Raw genomic sequence first — 17,726 nt, 5'->3', positions numbered from 1 at the left:
CGATGTCAGTGCGCACCGTTACGGTGAAGCGCATGGCCACCCGTAGCTCGCGATCGTCCGCCAAGGACCGCCCCTCCTACCGCTGTAGTGAGTGCGGCTGGACAACGGTCAAGTGGCTCGGCCGCTGCCCGGAGTGTCATGCGTGGGGGACCATCGCGGAGTTCGGCGCCGCCCCCGCGGTGCGGACGACGGCGCCCGGCCGGGTCACCTCCGCCGCGGTGCCCATCGGCCAGGTGGACAGCCGCCAGGCCACGGTCCGCGGCACCGGCGTCGCTGAGCTGGACCGGGTGCTCGGTGGCGGTCTGGTGCCCGGCGCGGTCGTGCTGCTCGCAGGAGAGCCGGGCGTCGGCAAGTCCACGCTGCTGCTCGACGTCGCAGCGAAGGCCGCGTCCGAAGAGCACCGCACGCTCTACATCACCGCTGAGGAGTCCGCGAGCCAGGTCAGGCTGCGGGCCGACCGGATCGGCGCGCTCTCCGAACATCTCTACCTCGCTGCCGAGACCGACCTCGCGGCGGTCCTTGGCCATCTCGACACGGTCAAGCCCTCCCTCCTCGTCTTGGACTCGGTACAGACCGTGGCGTCGCCGGAGATCGACGGCGCGCCCGGCGGCGTAGCGCAGGTACGTGAGGTTGCGGGCGCCCTGATTCGCGCGTCCAAGGAGCGGGGGTTGGCAACGGTCCTGGTCGGCCATGTGACCAAGGACGGCAGCATCGCTGGTCCCCGGCTCCTTGAGCATCTGGTGGACGTGGTCCTGAGCTTCGAGGGCGACCGACACGCGCGGCTGCGATTGGTACGGGGCATCAAAAATCGGTACGGGGCCACCGATGAGGTCGGCTGCTTCGAGTTGCACGACGAGGGCATCACCGGGCTGACCGACCCCTCGGGCCTGTTCCTCACCCGCCGTGCCGAGCCCGTGCCCGGCACCTGTCTGACCGTCACTTTGGAGGGTCGCCGCCCGCTGGTGGCCGAGGTGCAGGCGCTCACCGTGGACACCCAAATTCCCTCGCCCCGCCGCACCACCTCCGGCCTGGAGACCTCCCGCGTGTCGATGATGCTGGCGGTGCTCGAACAGCGCGGTCGCATCAACGCCCTCGGCAAGCGCGACATTTACAGCGCGACGGTCGGCGGCGTGAAACTCACCGAGCCCGCGGCCGACCTGGCCATCGCCCTCGCTCTGGCCAGCGCCGCCACTGATACGCCACTGCCGATGAACCTGGTCGCGATCGGCGAGGTGGGCCTCGCAGGCGAGGTCAGGCGGGTGACCGGAGTGCAGCGCCGACTCTCCGAGGCGGCCAGATTGGGCTTTACCCACGCCCTGGTGCCCAGCGATCCGGGGAAGATTCCGCCCGGTATGCGGGTGCTTGAGGTGGCCGACATCGGGGAAGCGTTGCGCGCTTTGCCTAAGCGACCACGGCAAGAGGCGCCCCAGGCCCCCCGCGAGTCGTCCGACCGCCGGTAGACTTTGCCCTGGTCTCGCCCGCACGCCCGTACGTACCCAATCGACGTACATCCGGCAGGGCGGCCTGCGGCACCGACCAGATCTGGCGACGGAGGAGTGCAGTGGCAGCCAACGACCGGGCGACAGCTCCCGGCAGGGCCGGTGGAAGCTCCGGTTCCGATCGTCTGATGCGCGCCTCCCTGAGCGCGGTGGCGCCAGGCACGGCGCTGCGGGACGGCCTTGAGCGCATTCTCCGCGGCAACACCGGCGGACTCATCGTCCTGGGCATCGACAAGACCGTCGAGTCAATGTGCAGCGGCGGCTTCGTGCTCGATGTCGAGTTCTCCGCGACCCGACTGCGCGAGCTGTGCAAGTTGGACGGCGCGTTGATCCTCGACAAGGACATCACCAAGATCGTGCGAGCGGGCGTCCAACTCGTGCCCGACGCATCGATCCCCACCGAGGAGACCGGCACCCGGCACCGCACGGCGCAGCGGGTCTCCATCCAGGCGGGCTTTCCCGTGGTCTCGGTCAGCCAGTCCATGCAACTGGTCGCGCTGTACGTGGACGGCCAGCGCCGAGTGCTCGAAGACTCCGCGGCGATCCTCTCGCGGGCCAACCAGGCGCTGGCCACCTTGGAGCGGTACAAGCTCCGCTTGGACGAGGTCGCTGGCACGCTCTCCGCACTGGAGATCGAGGACCTGGTGACGGTCCGGGACGTGACGGCGGTCGCCCAGCGGCTGGAGATGGTCCGCCGCATCGCCACCGAGATCGCCGAGTACGTGGTGGAGCTGGGCACCGATGGACGGCTGCTCTCCCTCCAGCTCGACGAGCTGATCGCCGGCGTCGAACCGGAACGTGAGCTGGTCGTACGCGACTACGTGCCCGAGCCAACCGCCAAGCGCTCCCGTACGGTCGCCGACGCGCTCGCCGAACTGGACGCGCTCACCCACCCCGAACTCCTCGAACTGCCGGTCGTTGCCCGCGCCCTGGGGTACAGCGGTTCGCCCGAGACCCTCGACTCGGCGGTCTCACCCCGCGGTTACCGCCTCCTGGCCAAGGTCCCGCGGCTACCAGGCGCGATCATCGAACGCCTGGTGGAGCACTTCGGCGGCCTACAGAAGCTGCTCGCCGCCAGCGTGGATGACCTCCAAATGGTCGATGGCGTCGGTGAGGCCCGCGCCCGCTCGGTCCGCGAGGGCCTGTCGCGACTGGCGGAATCGTCCATCCTGGAGCGGTACGTGTAGCTCGCCGCTGGGCCGCTCCGCGTTATCGCGGGGGGCTAGCTTCGAAGGCTGCGGGGGCTGCCGGGCCGCCGGCAGATTCGGCGGCTTCTGGGGCTGCTGTGCCTGCCGGGGTTGCGGGCTGCCGGGTCAGGCCAGGAACGTTGCGCGGTCGGGGGCGATCCGATGGGCGAAGGTGTCGCCGCGCGCCCAGCGGCGTACCTCACTGATGGCCAGGTCCGTCAGGCGTCTCAGCTCTGCGCCCTGGGAGCCGGCGATGTGCGGCGTAAGCAGCACGTTGTCGCAGGTCCACAGGGGGTGGTCAGGTGGCAGTACCTCCGGGTCAGTGACGTCCAGTACCGCCCTGATGCGGCCCGCGAGGAGTGCTTCGGTCAGGGCGTCCTGGTCCACGACCGCGCCGCGCGCGGTGTTGATGAGAGTGGCATCCTGCCGTAGCGCTGCAAGCAGTTCCCGGCTGACCAGCCCGCGCGTCTCAGCCAGCAGCGGCGTATGCACGCTCACCACGTCGCTGAGCGCGAAGAGTTCAGCGAGCCCGGTCGCCCGTACGCCGAGGGCCGCCGCCTCGTTCCCGCTCACGTACGGGTCGTACAGCAGCACCTCCAGGTCGTACGGGCGCAGCAGTTCGATCACCCGACGGCCGATGAGCGACGCGCTGAGGACGCCGACAGTGCGCCGATAGTTGCCCTGGCCAGGGCCCGCATACTGCCAGTGCTCGCGGGCGCGGGCGGCGCGGTAGTCGCGGGCGGATTCAAGCACCCCCTTGTTGGCGAGCAGAATCATGGCGAGCGTGTACTCGGCCACCGGCAGCGCGTTGGCCGTCGCAGCGGAGGAAACCTCGATGCCGCGCTCCCAGCAGGCGCTGCCGACGTGGCCGCGTACCGAACCGGCCGTGTGCACGATCGCCCGCAGCCTCGGCGCGATGGCCAACACCCGCTCGTCGATGGACGGGCAGCCCCACCCGGTGATGAGCAGTTCGGTGTCGGCGAGCACCCGGCGGGCGCGTGCCGTCGTGAGGTCGGTGAGGGCAGGCAGCGGGGCGAGTTCGGTGAGCTCGGCGAGCGCGGCCAGCGATCCCGCGTCGAGGATGCCATCGGCCGCGTCGGGCGCCATGGCGAGCGCGGCGCGGGGCCGGGTGGCCATCCGATGGCCGGTGGGCAGGTGGGCGGTCGGCATGGGGTCTTCGATCTCCTGGTGTCACTGCGGCCGGGCGGCCGTACGTTCTTGTGTCGCGGCTGTGCGTTCTCGCGCCTTGGACCGGTCGTCCGTGCAGGGTGCTGGCAGCACCGTAATCTCGGGAAGGCAATCCGCTGCCGAAACGACTCGGATCGAAGACCCCGAGCGAACACCCAGACCGAACACCCAGACTGAACACCCAGACTGAAAACCCAGTCCGAAGACGCAGACCGAAGACGCAGATCAAAGGTGTCGGGCATGCAAACAGGAGACAGCGTGCAAGCCGTGGGTTTGAGGGCCATCCGAACCGGCCGGCTGCATCTGCTGCCGCTTGCCGTCGAGCATGCGGCCGAGATGGCCGAGGTGCTGTCAGATCCGAAGCTGCACACGTTCATCGGCGGGGCCCCGCACACCCCGCCTGCTCTGCGCTCCCGGTACGAACGCCTGGTCGCCGGCTCGCCCGAGCCATCCGAGACCTGGTGCAACTGGGTGATCCAACTCCGCGATGAAGGGCGCCTGGTCGGCACCGTACAGGCAACGATCGCCACCGGCCGGCGCGCCGCTGCGGCCGAGATCGCCTGGGTGGTGGGAACTCCGTGGCAGCGTCGGGGGATTGCCACCGAGGCGACCCGCGGGCTGATCGCCTGCTTGCAGCGGCACGGCGTGCAGGCCATCTTCGCCCACATCCATCCGGACCACCGGGCGTCCGCTGCCGTCGCTGCCGCGGCCGGGCTGGCCCCCACCGCGCATCGGCAGGAGGAAGAGGTCCGGTGGGAACTGCCGCCGACGCCCCTACCCGCCGGCTCAGCTGCGCCGGCGTGACCGTACCGTCGATGGCGCCGCCAAGGGGGGCGACCGTGGCTGTACAACCACGGTTCGATGTTCGGCGAGGACCGCGTAGCTACCATCGGCGCATGTCCGCCATACCGCCGCCGCCCCGGTTCAAGCAGGTGCCGCCAAGCGTCTGGGTGGCCCTGGCCTGGTGGGCGGGCACGGCCCTCACGCTGTTGATGCGCGTCAGGTTGCCCGGTGAGGGGGAAGCCGCCGAGCGCATCGGGGCCCCGCTCGTCCAGTGGGAGGGCTGGATCTCGCTCGCGGTGGCCAGCGCGCTCACCTTGGTCGGTGGGGGGTTGCTGCACCGCCGACCGTTGACAGCCCTGTGTCTGCTGCTCACCGCCGCCGCCACCGCGCCGATAGCGCTGAGCGTGGGAGAGATCCCGCTGCTGCAATTCCTGGCGGTGGACGTGGCGGTGTGCTTCATCGCGGCCACCCGGCCGCGCGCAACGGGGATCGTTGCCGCCGCGTTGTCGCTCGCCGTGCTGGCCGGCTATCTGGCCACGCGCACGCTGCTCGGTTGGCACGTCGGCACCTCGACGGAGCTGCTCGTGGCCATGACCACGGTCATCGCGTGGCTCATCGGCAACTCCGCGCACCAGGCCACGAAGTACGCCGAGAAGTTGGGCGCCCAGGTGGCGGCGCAGGCCGTCACCGCCGAACGGCTGCGGATCGCCCGCGAGTTGCACGACATGGTCGCGCACAGCATCGGCGTCGTCGCCCTCCAGGCCGGCGCGGCACGCCGGGTCATCGACTCCCAGCCGGCAGCGGCACGCGATGCGCTGAGCGCCATCGAAACCACCGGACGGGAGACCCTGTCCGGGCTACGCCGGATGCTCGGCGCGCTCCGTCAGGCGGCCGAGCCCGACCAGCAGCCACCGGACTCGACCACCCATCAGCAGGCGACGCACGCCGCGGGCGAGGCCGCCTACCGGGCAGGTGCGAGGGCGGCGGACGAGGGTCCGGACGGGGCAGACCGAGAGGCGGTGGGAGGTGCGGCAACCGGCCTAGGGCCCGGTCTTGCAGCCATTGAGCGGCTGGCCGCGACGACGACGGCCGCGGGCGTTCAGGTCGAGGTCCGGTGGCGGGGCGTCCCGCGCCCGCTCCCCCCAGAGATCGATATGTCCGCGTACCGCATCGTTCAGGAGGCGGTCACCAACGTGGTACGCCATGCCGGCACGCGCTCCTGCCGGGTGGCCATCGACTGCCAACCCGACGCGTTGGCCATCGAGGTCATCGACGGGGAAGACGTCACGGTGAGTGGGGCGGGTGAGGTAAGCGAGGCCGGCATGTGCAGCGCGGGACGCGGCGACAGGCACGGCGACCGACGCGGCGATGGGCGCGCCGGATTCCCCCGGTTGTTCTCCGCGCACGAGCACGGCAGGGCCCCCGGTGCGGGGCACGGGTACGGCCTCCTCGGCATGCGGGAACGGGTCGGCCTCCTGCACGGCGAGTTCTCCGCCCAGTCGCGCCCCGGCGGCGGCTTCCGCGTGCTGGCCCGCCTCCCCCTCCCCGCCCCCGCCAAGCCCCTCAGCGCACCGGCCCAGCCCATACCAGCCAAGTCCCCACCCGCACAGCCCACCTTGGCAGCAGCCCGTACCGCGGCGGTGACCCGTTGACCACCCGCGTCGTACTGGCCGACGATCAGCCCCTGGTCCGTGCCGCGCTGCGCATGGTCATCACCGACGCCCCCGACCTCGAACTCGTCGGAGAGGCCGGCAACGGCGCCGAGGCCGTGCAGTTGGCCGAGGCCGTGGAACCCGACGTCGTGGTCATGGACATTCGGATGCCCGGCATGGACGGTATCGAGGCCACTCGGCGCATCACCACGGGCCCCAGCAGAGCCCATGTCATCGTCCTGACCACCTTTGACGACAATGACTACGTCTACGGCGCGCTTCGCGTCGGAGCCGCCGGATTTCTCGTCAAGGACATGGCGTTGGACGACATCCTTGCGGCCATCCGCGTCGTCGCCGCCGGGGACGGGCTGCTCGCGCCGAGCGTCACCCGCCGCCTGATCAAGGAGTTCGCCGATCGGCCTGGGCAGCCGGCCGGCGCACGGCGCGGCGGCACCGGGTCGGCACGGGGGACCCGGCGCGAGGTCACCGGCATCACCGATCGAGAACGCGAGGTGCTCACCCTGATCGGAAGCGGCCGGTCCAACACCGAGGTCGCCGCCGAGCTTTCCATCAGCATCGCCACCGCCAAGACGTACGTGACGCGGCTGCTCGCCAAGCTCGACGCACGCGACCGGGTTCAACTCGTCATCATCGCCTACGAAACAGGCCTAGTCGCCCCATAACCGTCGGTTGCAGACCGCCGGCCCACGGGCACTGGCGGGCGCCGCCTCCCGGCCCCAACGGGCACCCGTTCCCCGGCCCCCACGGGAACCCGTCCCCGGCCCTAACGGGCCTCAGTTAGTCCTTCGCCAGGACGAAGGAGACGCGGGCCGTGCCGAGACCTTCCACCTTGGCCTCTACCAGATACGTGCCGGCCTTGGCCGACTCGGTACCGGAGGGGGATGCGCAGTTGCTCTGGGTGACCTTGCGGTCCCACTCCACCATGCGCTTGATCTTGCCGTCACCCGGCACCCGTACCAGCGACACCGCACTCCCGCGCGGGCAGTCATCCGATGCCCATACGTGGTCATCCGCTGCGTCCGTGATGGTGAGCGCCGCCGACGCCCGGCCGAGGTCCAGCTTGCAGGCGCCGTCACCGGAGTTCTTCGCGATGAGTTCGAACTCGGGCTTTTCGCCGGGCTCGTAGGAGTTCTTGACGCTTCGCAGCGTCAACTCCACCGCACCCGCCTCGCAGTCCCCCAGCGTCGAGTCGGACGGCTCCAACGCGCCGTCGCCGATGCCGAGTCCCCCGGTCGCGCCCGTCGTGCCGCTGCCGCCGGAGCCGCCCGAAGAGCTGCCGGCGTTTCCGCCGCTGCCGCCCGTACCTCCCGTACCGCCGGCGTTGTTGCTGCCGCTGGAGCCGGCGTCGCCGCCGGAGCCGCCGCTGTCGTCCCCTTCCTCCGATTCGTCTCGTCCGCCCGGCCGTTGGCTGTTGACGGGCGTGGACGCGGACGGCCCGGGCGTGATGGTGGTGGTGGCGTTACCGCCGCTGTTGCCCTTGGCGTTGTCCTTGCCACCGCCATCGCCGCCACCCAGGCTGACGGCCCAGATGACCAGCACGAAGAGCAGCGCGGCGAGGGACAGCGCAACTGCCCTTCGCCGCCAGTAGATGGAGGAAGGGAGCGGACCGATCGGATTGCGCAGAGATCCCACGCAGAAATCCTACGAGAGATCCGTTAGGAGACCCGCCAGTACCCGCCGCATTCCGGGCCGACTTTTCTCATGATCTGCCCGGACACGGCTTTCCGGGCACGATTTCATCCCGCCGAACCCACCACGTGCTCCGGCCGCGACTCGCCGTGACGCTGGTACGTACCTCACCGCGCCCCGGCCTCATCCCCCGGTACGTACCCCACCGCAGCCCGCGCACCTCCTGCCGCGTACCCACCGCGTGCCCCAGCCGACGCGCCGACGCGCCGACACACACAAGCCCGCCGGTGTGCTCGATGGTCCGTCCGGCGGTTTCGCCGCACCCGCTTGCCCGGCGCGGGCCGTCACCCGCCCGCCCGGCGCGGGCCGTTTCGTCGCGAGCCGGGAGCGTGCCAGGATCGGTTGTGCCATGACTGTCACACCCGCGCCATCCGTCGAAGCCCCAAAGTCCGCCGAGCACGCGCCGAGCACCTCGGAGTCAACCGAGCCAGCGGCGCAACCGCCGCACGCCCCGGAAGCCGCCGAGTCCAACCCGACCGCAGCCCTGCACACCACCGTCAACGCCTGGTTCGACACGCACGCACGCGACCTTCCGTGGCGGCGCCCCGAGGCAGGGCCGTGGGGGGTGATGATCAGCGAGTTCATGCTCCAGCAGACGCCGGTCAGCCGAGTGCTCCCGGTGTACGAGCAGTGGCTGGCCCGCTGGCCGCGCCCCGCCGACCTGGCCGCCGACCCGCCCGGCGAAGCGGTCCGCGCCTGGGGCCGTCTCGGTTATCCGCGCCGCGCGCTGCGGCTGCACGCCGCCGCCTCCGCCATAAAGGAGCGGCACTGTGGCGACGTACCGCGCGAGCACGCCCAACTCCTCGCGTTGCCCGGCGTCGGCGAGTACACCGCGGCGGCCGTGGCCTCCTTCGCGTACGGGCAACGCCACCCGGTGCTCGACACCAACGTCCGCCGCGTCTTCGCGCGGGCCGTGAGCGGCAAGCAGTATCCGCCGAACGCGACCACCGCCGCCGAGCGCAAGCTGGCCCGTTCACTGCTGCCCGACGACGAGGCGACCGCCGCGCGCTGGGCCGCCGCGACGATGGAGCTGGGTGCGCTGGTGTGCACCGCACGCGGGCCCGAGTGCGGGCGGTGCCCGATCGCCACGCGCTGCGCCTGGCGGTTGGCCGGCTCACCCGCGCACGAGGGGCCGCCGCGCCGCGGCCAGACGTACGCCGGCACGGACCGCCAGGTTCGCGGCAAGCTGCTCGCGGTGCTGCGAGACGCGGTCACCCCCGTGCCGCAGACGGCGCTCGACCAGGTCTGGCACGAGCCGGTGCAGCGGGCCCGGGCGCTGGACGGGTTGGTGGCGGATGGCCTGGTGGAGCCTCTCGCCGGTGGCGTCTACCGACTCCCGCAGTCCTGATCCGACCCAACGGTCAGACCAGCGCGCCCGGCTTGCCGCCGGGCTCGCCGGGCTTGCCGCCGGGCATTGGTCGAGTCAGCGTGCCCGGCTTGCCGCCGCGTGCAGCACTGCGTAAGGGCGCGGGCGCGGGCCGTGAGCTCGGCGGCGTGTTGCGGAGCCTTGGCGGCCACTGTTACAGAACCTATGGGTAGCTGTGCACCTGCGGCAGTGCTGTCGTACGGGATGCCGCAACAGCGCCTCCGTAGCTTCTTCGGTAACAGGCCACTTGACCGGTGGCGTGACGTGGGGAACACCGTGGAATGGAGGCTGCGCGATGGCCAGCAGCGGCGAGGTACTGGATTTCGAGGACTACGTGCGGAACCGGCAGGACGCGTTGCTTCGCAGCGCCCGCCGGCTAGTCCCCGACCCGATCGAGGCGCAGGACCTTCTCCAGACCGCGTTGGTACGCACATACGGCCGCTGGGACGGCATCGCCGACAAGTCACTGGCCGACGCCTACCTCCGTCGTGTCATGATCAACACGCGTACGGAGTGGTGGCGCGCCCGCAAGCTGGATGAGGTGCCCACCGAGGAGCTGCCGGACGCGCGCGTCGAGGACGGCACCGAGCAGCACGCGGACCGTGAGCTGCTGATGGACATCCTCTCGTGCCTGGCTCCGAAGCAACGCAGCGTTGTCGTGCTGCGACACTGGGAACAGATGAGCACCGAGGAAACCGCGGAGGCGCTGGGCATGTCCACCGGCACCGTCAAGAGCACGCTGCACCGTGCTCTGGCCCGGCTGCGGCAGGAGTTGGAGAGCCGTGACCTGGATGCCATCGCGCTGGAGCGCGCCGAGCGCCAGGGGCGCGGCTGCCCGAGCAGCGACAGCGGCAGCGCCGACAACGTGGGCATCCGCGCGCACGGCAGCAGCGCGAACGCCCGCGCGACCGGGAGCGCCGCGCAGCGCACGGTGAGCGCGAGCGCCGGCGCCAACGCCCGCGTCAACGGGGGCCCCGGCGTCAGCGCCCGCCCGAAGACCAGCACCCCGCGCATCCCCGCACAAGCGGCCCCGCGCATCCCCGCACAAGCGAGCCCGCGCATCGCCGCACACCTGAGCGCGAGCGTCGGCGGACGCCGCGGTGTGAGCACCAGCGCAAACCCGCTCACCAGCGCAGCCCCGCTTCCCGGGGTGGTCCGCCAGCGGCAGCCGCAGGACCAGCGCTCGGGCCGCGCCCCGGTGTTGGCCGTGCGCGCCGACCGGGACCGACGTACCGTACGCACCGGCGCTGCCTCTAACTCCGGCACCGGCCACGAGCACGGCGACCGAAGCGAGCACAGCGAACGCCACGATCGGGGGCAGGACAGGTGCGCGGCCTGATCAAGGCGGCTCCCAGCAAGACCGTCCTGTTCACCGGGGGCACGGTCGCGGCGTTCGCCGCCGCGGCCGGCCTGGTGTTGGCAGGATGCAACACCGCCAGCGATGGCGTGCGTAAGGAAGGCGAGGCGAAGCGCGAGACCGTCTCCCGGGACAGCGCCGCTCCCTCGACCAGTACCACTTCGTCCGCGGCGCCGTCGCCGGCCAAGGTGGACCCCGTAGCGTTGATCAAGGCAGACCCGAAGGTCGATAAGGACCTCAAGCGGGATCTCAAGCCCTGCGGCAAGGACGAGTACCCGGTGGAGGTCAGCTACGGCAAGCTGACCGGCGCATCCGTGGCCGATGTGGTCGTCAACGTGATGACCTGCGCGGATGGCTTCGGCATCGGCTCGTACGTCTACCGCAAGGTGGGCAAGGACTACACGAACGTCTTCCTCTCCGAGCAGGCACCAGTCTTTACCGACATCGAAAAGAACGAGCTACGCGTCACCCAGCAGGTGTACGACGCTGGGGACGCGCTGTGCTGCCCTTCGGGCGAGGACGTCATCCACTACCGCTGGTCCGGGCAGCGTTTTGCCGAGTCCGGACGTACGCACACAGACTTCAGCAAGACCGTGGACGACGACGACCTGCCCAGTGACGACGACGGAACGGAAGGCTGACGGCGACCGTGGCGGAAACCCACGTCCTCTTCGTTGAGGACGACGACGTGATCCGCGAGGCCACCCAGCTCGCGTTGGAGCGAGACGGCTTCGTCGTGACGGCCGCGCCTGACGGGCTGACCGGCCTGGAGCGGTTCCGGGCGAACCAGCCGGACATCGCCCTGCTCGATGTGATGGTGCCTGGCCTGGACGGGGTGAGCCTGTGCCGTCGTATCCGCGATGAGTCCACGGTGCCGGTGATCATGCTGTCGGCTCGCGCCGACTCCATCGATGTGGTGCTCGGCCTGGAGGCGGGCGCCGATGACTACGTCACCAAGCCGTTCGACGGCGCCGTGCTCGTTGCCCGCATCCGAGCCGTGCTGCGCCGCTTCGGGCACGCCAGCGGCCCCGGTGGCGTCGGTGCGGCGCGGTCGGCGGAGGCCGGGGGTGGCGAGGGGCCGTTGCGCTTCGGTGACCTGGAGGTGGACCCGGAGGGCATGGAGGTCCGCAAGAGCGGCGTACCGGTGGCGCTGACGCCGACCGAGATGCGGTTGCTGCTTGAGTTCTCGGCGGCGCCCGGCACCGTGCTCTCGCGCGATCGGTTGCTTGAGCGCGTGTGGGACTACGGCTGGGGCGGCGACACCCGTGTCGTGGACGTCCATGTGCAGCGGCTGCGCGGCAAGATCGGTCAGGATCGGATCGAGACGGTCCGCGGCTTCGGCTACAAGCTCAAGGGCTGACACATGGCCAGGTTCGCCTTTCGCACCGGGCTGCGCTGGAAGGTCAGCCTGGCCATCGCCTGCGTGGGCGCCCTGATCGCCACCTCGCTCAGCCTCGTCGTGCACAACGCCGCCCGCGTGTCCATGCTCGACAACAGCCGCGACGTCATGGACGAGCGCGTACAGGTCGCGCAGCGCTTTTACGAGTCCACACATCGGCTGCTGTTCCAGGCCAAGTTGGATGACCCCGCGCTGCCGCAACAGCTCAAGGACGAGGCCACGCGCGGCCTGCGCGCAACCTACCTGCAAGACAACGGCTCCGGCACGCCCGAGGTGTGGGCATCGGTGCCGGTCAGCGATGGCCGGGTGCTGTCGGTGCACGGCCAGTTCCTGGACCGCTTCGCCGTCCTGGACGACCTCGATCGGGTGCTGGTCGTCGGCTCGCTCGCCGTCGTGCTCGGCGGCGTGGCACTCGGCGTACTCATCGGCGACCAGCTCTCCCGCCGGCTGCGCAAGGCCGCCGCCGCGGCCCGCAAGGTCGCCGAGGGCGACAGCCAGGTACGGGTAAGGGAGGAGATCGGCGGGCGCGTACGGGACGAGACCGACGAGTTGGCCCGTGCGATCGATGGCATGGCCGACGCGTTACGGCAACGTCTTGAGGCCGAGCGCCGGGTCACCGCCGATATCGCGCACGAGCTGCGCACCCCCGTCACGGGGCTGCTCACCGCGGCCGAGCTGCTGCCGCCCGGCCGCCCCACCGAGCTGGTACGGGACCGAGCTCAGGCCATGCGCACGCTGGTCGAGGACGTCCTGGAGGTGGCCAGACTCGACGGCTTCGCCGAGCGTGCGGAGCTTGAGGACATCGAGCTGGGCGAGTTCATCGCCCGCCGGGTGCGGATGGTGGCACCCGAGGCGCGCATCACGGTCATATGGGACGCCTATGTGACCACCGACCCGCGCCGGCTGGAGCGCATCGTCGGCAATCTGCTCGCCAATGCGGCCAAACACGGCAAGCCGCCGTTCGAGGTCACCATCGAGGGTCGGATGATCCGGGTCCGCGACCACGGCTCTGGCTTCCCCGATGAGCTCTTGAAGGAGGGGCCGAGCCGCTTTCGCACCGGGGCGAGCGACCGCTCCGGCAAGGGCCACGGCCTGGGCCTGACCATCGCCCAAGGGCAGGCCCGGGTTCTTGGCGCCCGCCTCACCTTCCGTAACGCGGAGCCGACCGCGGAGGGGGGTCGGGGAGGCGCGGTCGCGCTGCTGTGGCTCCCGGACTCCGCCCCCACCAACACGGGCAGCTTCCCGATCATCCACGTACCGGACTGATCCCGACCGTCCACGTACCGGACTGATCCCGATCATCCACGCACCGAACCGATCCCGACCGTCCATGCACCGAACTGGTCCTGACCGTCCACGTACCGAAGCGATCCCGATCATCGAGGTACCGAAGTGAAGCTGATCATCCACGTGCCCGACTGATCCTGCGCTTGTGTGCGGCCCCGCCCGAGGTGACGCCGCACGCGTCCGATCGTGGCACGGGGGTCTGACGGCGGCGCCCGGGCCGCGTCGAGTGCCACGCGGCGCACCCGTCGCGCGCACACTGGCACTCACCGCACGCGAGGAGAGGACTCACCCGCCATGCCCCCAGTCATCGCCGTCAGTGGAGCGTCCGGCCGCATCGGTGGGCGCGTTGCGCAACGGCTCGCCACCGCAGGTGTCAGCCAGCGCCTGCTGGCCCGCGACCCGGCCAAGCTCCCCGACCTGCCGGGCGCGATTGCGGCGCCGGCCGCCGAATACGGGGACGGTGTGGCGATGCGCCGCGCCATCGAGGGGGCGGACACGTTGTTCCTGGTCTCGGCCCGGGAGAGCGCGGACCGGGTGCGCGAGCACATCACCGCCGTGGACGCCGCGGTGGCGGCGGGCGTTCAGCGCATCGTGTACGTGTCCTTCCAGGGCGCCGCGCCGGACGCCACCTTCACCTTCGCCCGCGACCACTGGCACACCGAACGGCACATCCGCGGCTGCGGACTGCCCTTCACCTTTCTGCGGGACAGCTTCTACCTCGCCGCCTTCCCCGCGATGACCAGCGACGATGGGGTGATCCGAGGCCCGGCGGGCGAGGGCAGGGTCGCGGCGGTGGCGCACGAGGACGTCGCCGGGGTCGCCGCGGCCGTGCTGACCTCCGACGCTGGCGAGCACAACGGAGTCACCTACGACGTCACAGGCCCGGTATCGCTCTCGCTTGCCGAGGTCGCCGACACGCTGGGCCGCGTGACCGGGCGGGAGATCCGCTACGTCGCCGAGAGCCACGACGAGGCGTACGCCTCACGGGCCGGCTACGACGCGGCGGCCTGGGAACTAGCGGGCTGGGTCAGCTCGTACGAGGCCATCGCCGCCAACGAGATGAGCGCCGTCTCCGACGCGGTGCCCCGGCTGACCGGCAGTCCCGCGCGCTCCTTCGCGGACTATCTCCGCGAGCACCCGAACAGCTACCGCCACCTACTCCCGAACGCGTGATACCTGCCCACCCGGTGCACTGGCCGGCCGCCCGGCAACCCAGCCAGCCGGCCGGCCGACCACTCGCCCACCCACCCAGCCATCACCGGTTATCCGCCACCCCATACGTGGCCTGTACGCGCCAACAAAGATAGGGTGACCTGCGGCGCGGTCGCATTTGGACCCGTCACGACCGATACCGCGGTGGCCGAAACTAGGCCGCTGGGCATTCTGGGGGACATCACTTCATGCGCTCCATACGCACCTCTTCCACCAACCCGACACAGCCCACCGGCGCGGCGCGCTCCCGCCGTTCGCTGCCCAGGACATTGGCGGCCGTCGCGCTGCCGCTGGCCCTGGTGACGGGCGGCACCACCGGCGCGGTGGCGAGCCCGTTGACCGATGGCGCGCAGGCGCCCGGGGTGGACGCCGCGCGCACCGCCGCGCACCACACCGCCGAGGGCAGCGCGCTAACCGGCGCCGCCCCGAGCGCGGGCTACCGCTTCAGCGCCGCGCAGGGCCGCTTCCTCACCGGCGCCGGCCAGGCCCCGCAGGCGCTGCGCCACATCAAGGGCGCGGCCACCGACTTCACCCTGCTCAAGGGCAAGGGCAGCGACGGGCCGACGCTGGCCGGCACCACCTTGGCCAGCACCTCCACCGCGTCCGCGCGGGCGGCCTGGGCCTCCAACTCCAAGTTCGTTGACCTCTCCTGGCCGGGCGTGCGCGACGCCGACCGGTACCAGGTGTTCCGGGACGGCGAGTTGATCGGCACCACGCAGGGCACCAACCTGCGGGACACCCGGGTTCGCCCCGGTGCCGCCAGCGAGTACCGCATCGCCACGACGGCCAAGGCCCCGGCGAGCGAGTGGACGGACAGCGAGCAGGCCACGTTCAACCGGACCGGCGAGGTGCCGGTCAACGGGCACACCTGGAGCCTGAACGTTCAGGTGCCGCAGTCGGCCAACACCGCCGCGCTGGAGACGGCCGCGCGGTCGGCGGAGGCCAAGGCCAAGTCGTACCACTCCACGACGATCAAGTACCGCACCTTCATCCGCAGCAAGTGGGTCACCGCGCCAACGGGCTGCAAGTACACCAAGGGCTACAAGTACGCGGGCGACAACCGCGGCTTCAGCAAGGCGGACAGCAAGAGCCACCGCACCGATCTGACCGGCACCGTCTACTGGCCGCAGGGCAGCTCGTCGTGGAGCAAGCACATCGGCACGACGCACGTCTACAAGACGAATGGCAAGTTCGTCGCGAAGAAGACGGCGAGCGGAAAGAAGATGTCCTTCCGCGTGATGTCGCAGAACTCGAAGTCCGCCGAGGTTCGGGGCATCACCGAGGCCGGTAACCCGTATTGCGGCGTCGGCAGCATTTCCGGTTACTACAACGCCCGGATCAGCCGCAGCGGCGACTTCTACATTTCGGGTCGGCACAAGCGGATGCCCGACCACGAGATCATCATCAGCGGATTCACTCGGTCCCCGATGAAGACGTACACGAAGTTCCTGCACACCAGCAAGCAGGCCAGCCCGCTGTGCCTGTTTAAGCCGGCTTGCCCCGCGGCTACGATTGGCAACAACGGCGGATACTGACGCACTGCACGGTATCCAAGCCGTCCGTCTGATTCTTTGACGATTGGCACGACTCATGAGCGCACCTCTTCCCAAGGCAGCCACGTTCGCCGTAGCGGCTTCGTTCGGTCCATGGGTGGTGGGTGCGCTCTTGTCGTTCGTGTTGATCTACGCGGGCGGCTATCCCGACGACGACGGCGACAGCTCGTGGGAGACGTTCTCGGGGGACTGGCTCACCGCCTCCGCGCTCCTCTTTCCGCTGGCCGCCGCACTGGTCATCGGCGTACTGACCCGGCTACGGCCGACCCCGCACCGGTGGCTGATCTCGGCGCAGAGCACCGTCGCGTACGCGGTGGTGTTGCTGGTCGTCAGCGTGCTCCAGTCCCTGGCCGATGGCGATGGCGTCGGCCAGGCCGTGGACTACGGGTTCGTCATGCTGATCATCGCGCTGTTCACGCTCCAGCTTCCGCTGTGCGCGGCGCTCTCCGCGGCCCTGGCGAGGCCGCTTGGCATCGCGGAGACGGGCGGCCCCACGGGCGGCTGGGCGCCACACCGCGAGCGCGTCTAAGGACGCAGCCCTCGCGCTCCTGCGCACGGACCGACAACACCACAGACAAAAAAGCGGCGGCCCGGTCTCTTCGACCGGGCCGCCGCTCTTGTCACGGGGGAGCCGTCACGAAGGACGGCTCATTGCGGGGGCCGCCGCCCTGAGCAGCGCATCGAGCACCACTCAGGAGGCGGACCCGCAGGTCAGGCATGAGGTCAGGCATGGGGTGCAAGCCCGCGGGCAGGCTCAGAAGCGCACGCCGTGGTGACGCAGGAAGCCCATCGGCTCGATGCCCGAGCCGTAGTTGGGGCCGGTGCGGACCTCGAAGTGCAGGTGCGGCCCGGAGGAGTTACCGGTGTTGCCTGACAGGCCGATCTGCTCGCCCGTGCGCACGGTCTCCCCCACGTTCACCTTCACCTTGGAAAGGTGGGCGTACTGCGAGTACGTGTTGCCGCCGTGCTTGATCACGATGGCGTTGCCGTACGCGGGGCCGTCACCGCCACCGTTGCCGCCAGCCTTGACCACGGTGCCGCCGTGGGCGGCCTTCACCGAGGTGCCGACGGAGACGACGAAGTCCTGACCGGAGTGGCCGTGGGCCCAGCGGGCACCGCCGGCCGCGAACGGCGCGCTCAGCGGCACGTCGCCGACCGGGGCGATCCACGAGGCGGCATTCAGCGGGCCACGCTTGGAGCGGTCCGCGTGCTTGCCCTTACCGCGGTGGTCGGCCTTCTTGTCCTTGCCGGACTTCTTGCCGTCCTTCTCGCCCTTCTTCGCCGCGTCGGCGGCCTTCTGCTGCGCGTCCGCCTGCGCCTGAACCGACTTCTCCAGCGAACCGGCCGAAGCCACGGGGAACACATCGGACTGCGGTGCCGCTGCCAGCGCCACACCGGTCCCCAGCGCAAGTGAGCCGCCGAGTCCCACGGCCAGCACGGTGGCGCGGGTGCGCAGGACCGACTTGCTCGACTGGGTGGCCTTGGTGTGCTGCGTCATACGGAACTACCTCCGGGGAAATCCAGGAAATGAAT

Annotated in this window: 15 protein-coding genes and 1 pseudogene; 13 read left to right on the top strand and 3 right to left on the bottom strand. The window is 70.6% G+C overall.

What is annotated here, in order from left to right; genetic code table 11:
- Positions 1–32: 32 nt before the first annotated feature.
- Both radA and disA read left to right on the top strand, forming a co-directional pair.
- Complete coding sequence (gene radA, locus FHS42_RS31155; RefSeq protein ID WP_184578485.1) at positions 33–1,460, top strand: DNA repair protein RadA; 1,428 nt, start codon at positions 33–35, stop codon at positions 1,458–1,460.
- Between the two features lie 101 nt (positions 1,461–1,561).
- Positions 1,562–2,686 (top strand): DNA integrity scanning diadenylate cyclase DisA, encoded by a 1,125-nt coding sequence (gene disA, locus FHS42_RS31150; protein WP_184578482.1) that lies wholly within the window; start codon positions 1,562–1,564, stop codon positions 2,684–2,686.
- A gap of 126 nt (positions 2,687–2,812) precedes the next feature.
- On the opposite strand, the gene FHS42_RS31145 is transcribed toward disA, so the two are convergent.
- Positions 2,813–3,856: a hydroxyacid dehydrogenase gene (locus tag FHS42_RS31145; RefSeq protein ID WP_184578479.1), complete on the bottom strand. Its 1,044-nt coding sequence runs from the start codon at positions 3,854–3,856 to the stop codon at positions 2,813–2,815.
- Positions 3,857–4,114: 258 nt separating this feature from the next.
- On the opposite strand from FHS42_RS31145, the gene FHS42_RS31140 reads away from it, so the two are divergent.
- The 3 genes from FHS42_RS31140 (at position 4,115) to FHS42_RS31130 (ending at position 6,992) form a co-directional block, all read left to right on the top strand.
- Positions 4,115–4,678 (top strand): GNAT family N-acetyltransferase, encoded by a 564-nt coding sequence (locus FHS42_RS31140; protein ID WP_184578476.1) that lies wholly within the window; start codon positions 4,115–4,117, stop codon positions 4,676–4,678.
- Between the two features lie 92 nt (positions 4,679–4,770).
- Positions 4,771–6,309: a sensor histidine kinase gene (locus tag FHS42_RS31135; protein WP_184578473.1), complete on the top strand. Its 1,539-nt coding sequence runs from the start codon at positions 4,771–4,773 to the stop codon at positions 6,307–6,309.
- Positions 6,306–6,992, top strand: a complete 687-nt coding sequence (locus FHS42_RS31130) for a response regulator (RefSeq protein WP_184578470.1) — start codon at positions 6,306–6,308, stop codon at positions 6,990–6,992. The genes FHS42_RS31135 and FHS42_RS31130 overlap by 4 nt, the downstream gene beginning before the upstream one ends.
- Positions 6,993–7,107: 115 nt before the next feature.
- On the opposite strand, the gene FHS42_RS31125 is transcribed toward FHS42_RS31130, so the two are convergent.
- Complete coding sequence (locus tag FHS42_RS31125) at positions 7,108–7,962, bottom strand: hypothetical protein (RefSeq protein ID WP_184578467.1); 855 nt, start codon at positions 7,960–7,962, stop codon at positions 7,108–7,110.
- Between the two features lie 406 nt (positions 7,963–8,368).
- Between FHS42_RS31125 and FHS42_RS31120 the strand changes: the two genes are divergently transcribed.
- The 8 genes and pseudogenes from FHS42_RS31120 to FHS42_RS31085 all read left to right on the top strand — a co-directional run bounded on the left by FHS42_RS31120 (position 8,369) and on the right by FHS42_RS31085 (position 16,722).
- Entirely contained in the window at positions 8,369–9,367 is a 999-nt protein-coding gene (locus FHS42_RS31120) for an HhH-GPD family protein (protein ID WP_184578464.1), read from the top strand.
- Positions 9,368–9,680: 313 nt separating this feature from the next.
- A pseudogene (locus FHS42_RS31115) lies at positions 9,681–10,208 on the top strand (SigE family RNA polymerase sigma factor); the annotation flags it as partial.
- 503 nt (positions 10,209–10,711) lie between these two features.
- A complete protein-coding gene (locus FHS42_RS31110; protein ID WP_184578461.1) occupies positions 10,712–11,383 on the top strand; it encodes a hypothetical protein in 672 nt (223 codons plus the stop codon).
- Between the two features lie 8 nt (positions 11,384–11,391).
- Positions 11,392–12,102: a two-component system response regulator CseB gene (cseB, locus tag FHS42_RS31105; RefSeq protein ID WP_184578459.1), complete on the top strand. Its 711-nt coding sequence runs from the start codon at positions 11,392–11,394 to the stop codon at positions 12,100–12,102.
- Between the two features lie 3 nt (positions 12,103–12,105).
- On the top strand, positions 12,106–13,407 hold the full coding sequence (gene cseC / locus FHS42_RS31100) for a two-component system sensor histidine kinase CseC (RefSeq protein WP_184578456.1): 1,302 nt from the start codon (positions 12,106–12,108) through the stop codon (positions 13,405–13,407).
- Between the two features lie 315 nt (positions 13,408–13,722).
- Entirely contained in the window at positions 13,723–14,601 is an 879-nt protein-coding gene (locus FHS42_RS31095; RefSeq protein WP_184578453.1) for an NmrA family NAD(P)-binding protein, read from the top strand.
- Between the two features lie 227 nt (positions 14,602–14,828).
- Positions 14,829–16,175 (top strand): hypothetical protein, encoded by a 1,347-nt coding sequence (locus FHS42_RS31090; RefSeq protein ID WP_184578452.1) that lies wholly within the window; start codon positions 14,829–14,831, stop codon positions 16,173–16,175.
- Positions 16,176–16,230: 55 nt separating this feature from the next.
- Positions 16,231–16,722 carry a hypothetical protein gene (locus tag FHS42_RS31085; RefSeq protein WP_184578449.1) on the top strand — a complete coding sequence of 164 codons (492 nt, stop codon included), beginning with the start codon at positions 16,231–16,233 and terminating at the stop codon, positions 16,720–16,722.
- 225 nt (positions 16,723–16,947) lie between these two features.
- Here FHS42_RS31085 and FHS42_RS31080 read toward each other — a convergent pair whose 3' ends face one another.
- Positions 16,948–17,691, bottom strand: a complete 744-nt coding sequence (locus FHS42_RS31080) for a M23 family metallopeptidase (RefSeq protein WP_184578447.1) — start codon at positions 17,689–17,691, stop codon at positions 16,948–16,950.
- Between the last annotated feature and the right edge of the window lie 35 nt (positions 17,692–17,726).

Origin of the sequence: Streptomyces zagrosensis (assembly GCF_014203645.1) — a bacterium.
Lineage (GTDB): Bacteria > Actinomycetota > Actinomycetes > Streptomycetales > Streptomycetaceae > Streptomyces > Streptomyces zagrosensis.
This window is presented reverse-complemented; position numbering and strand designations above follow the sequence as displayed.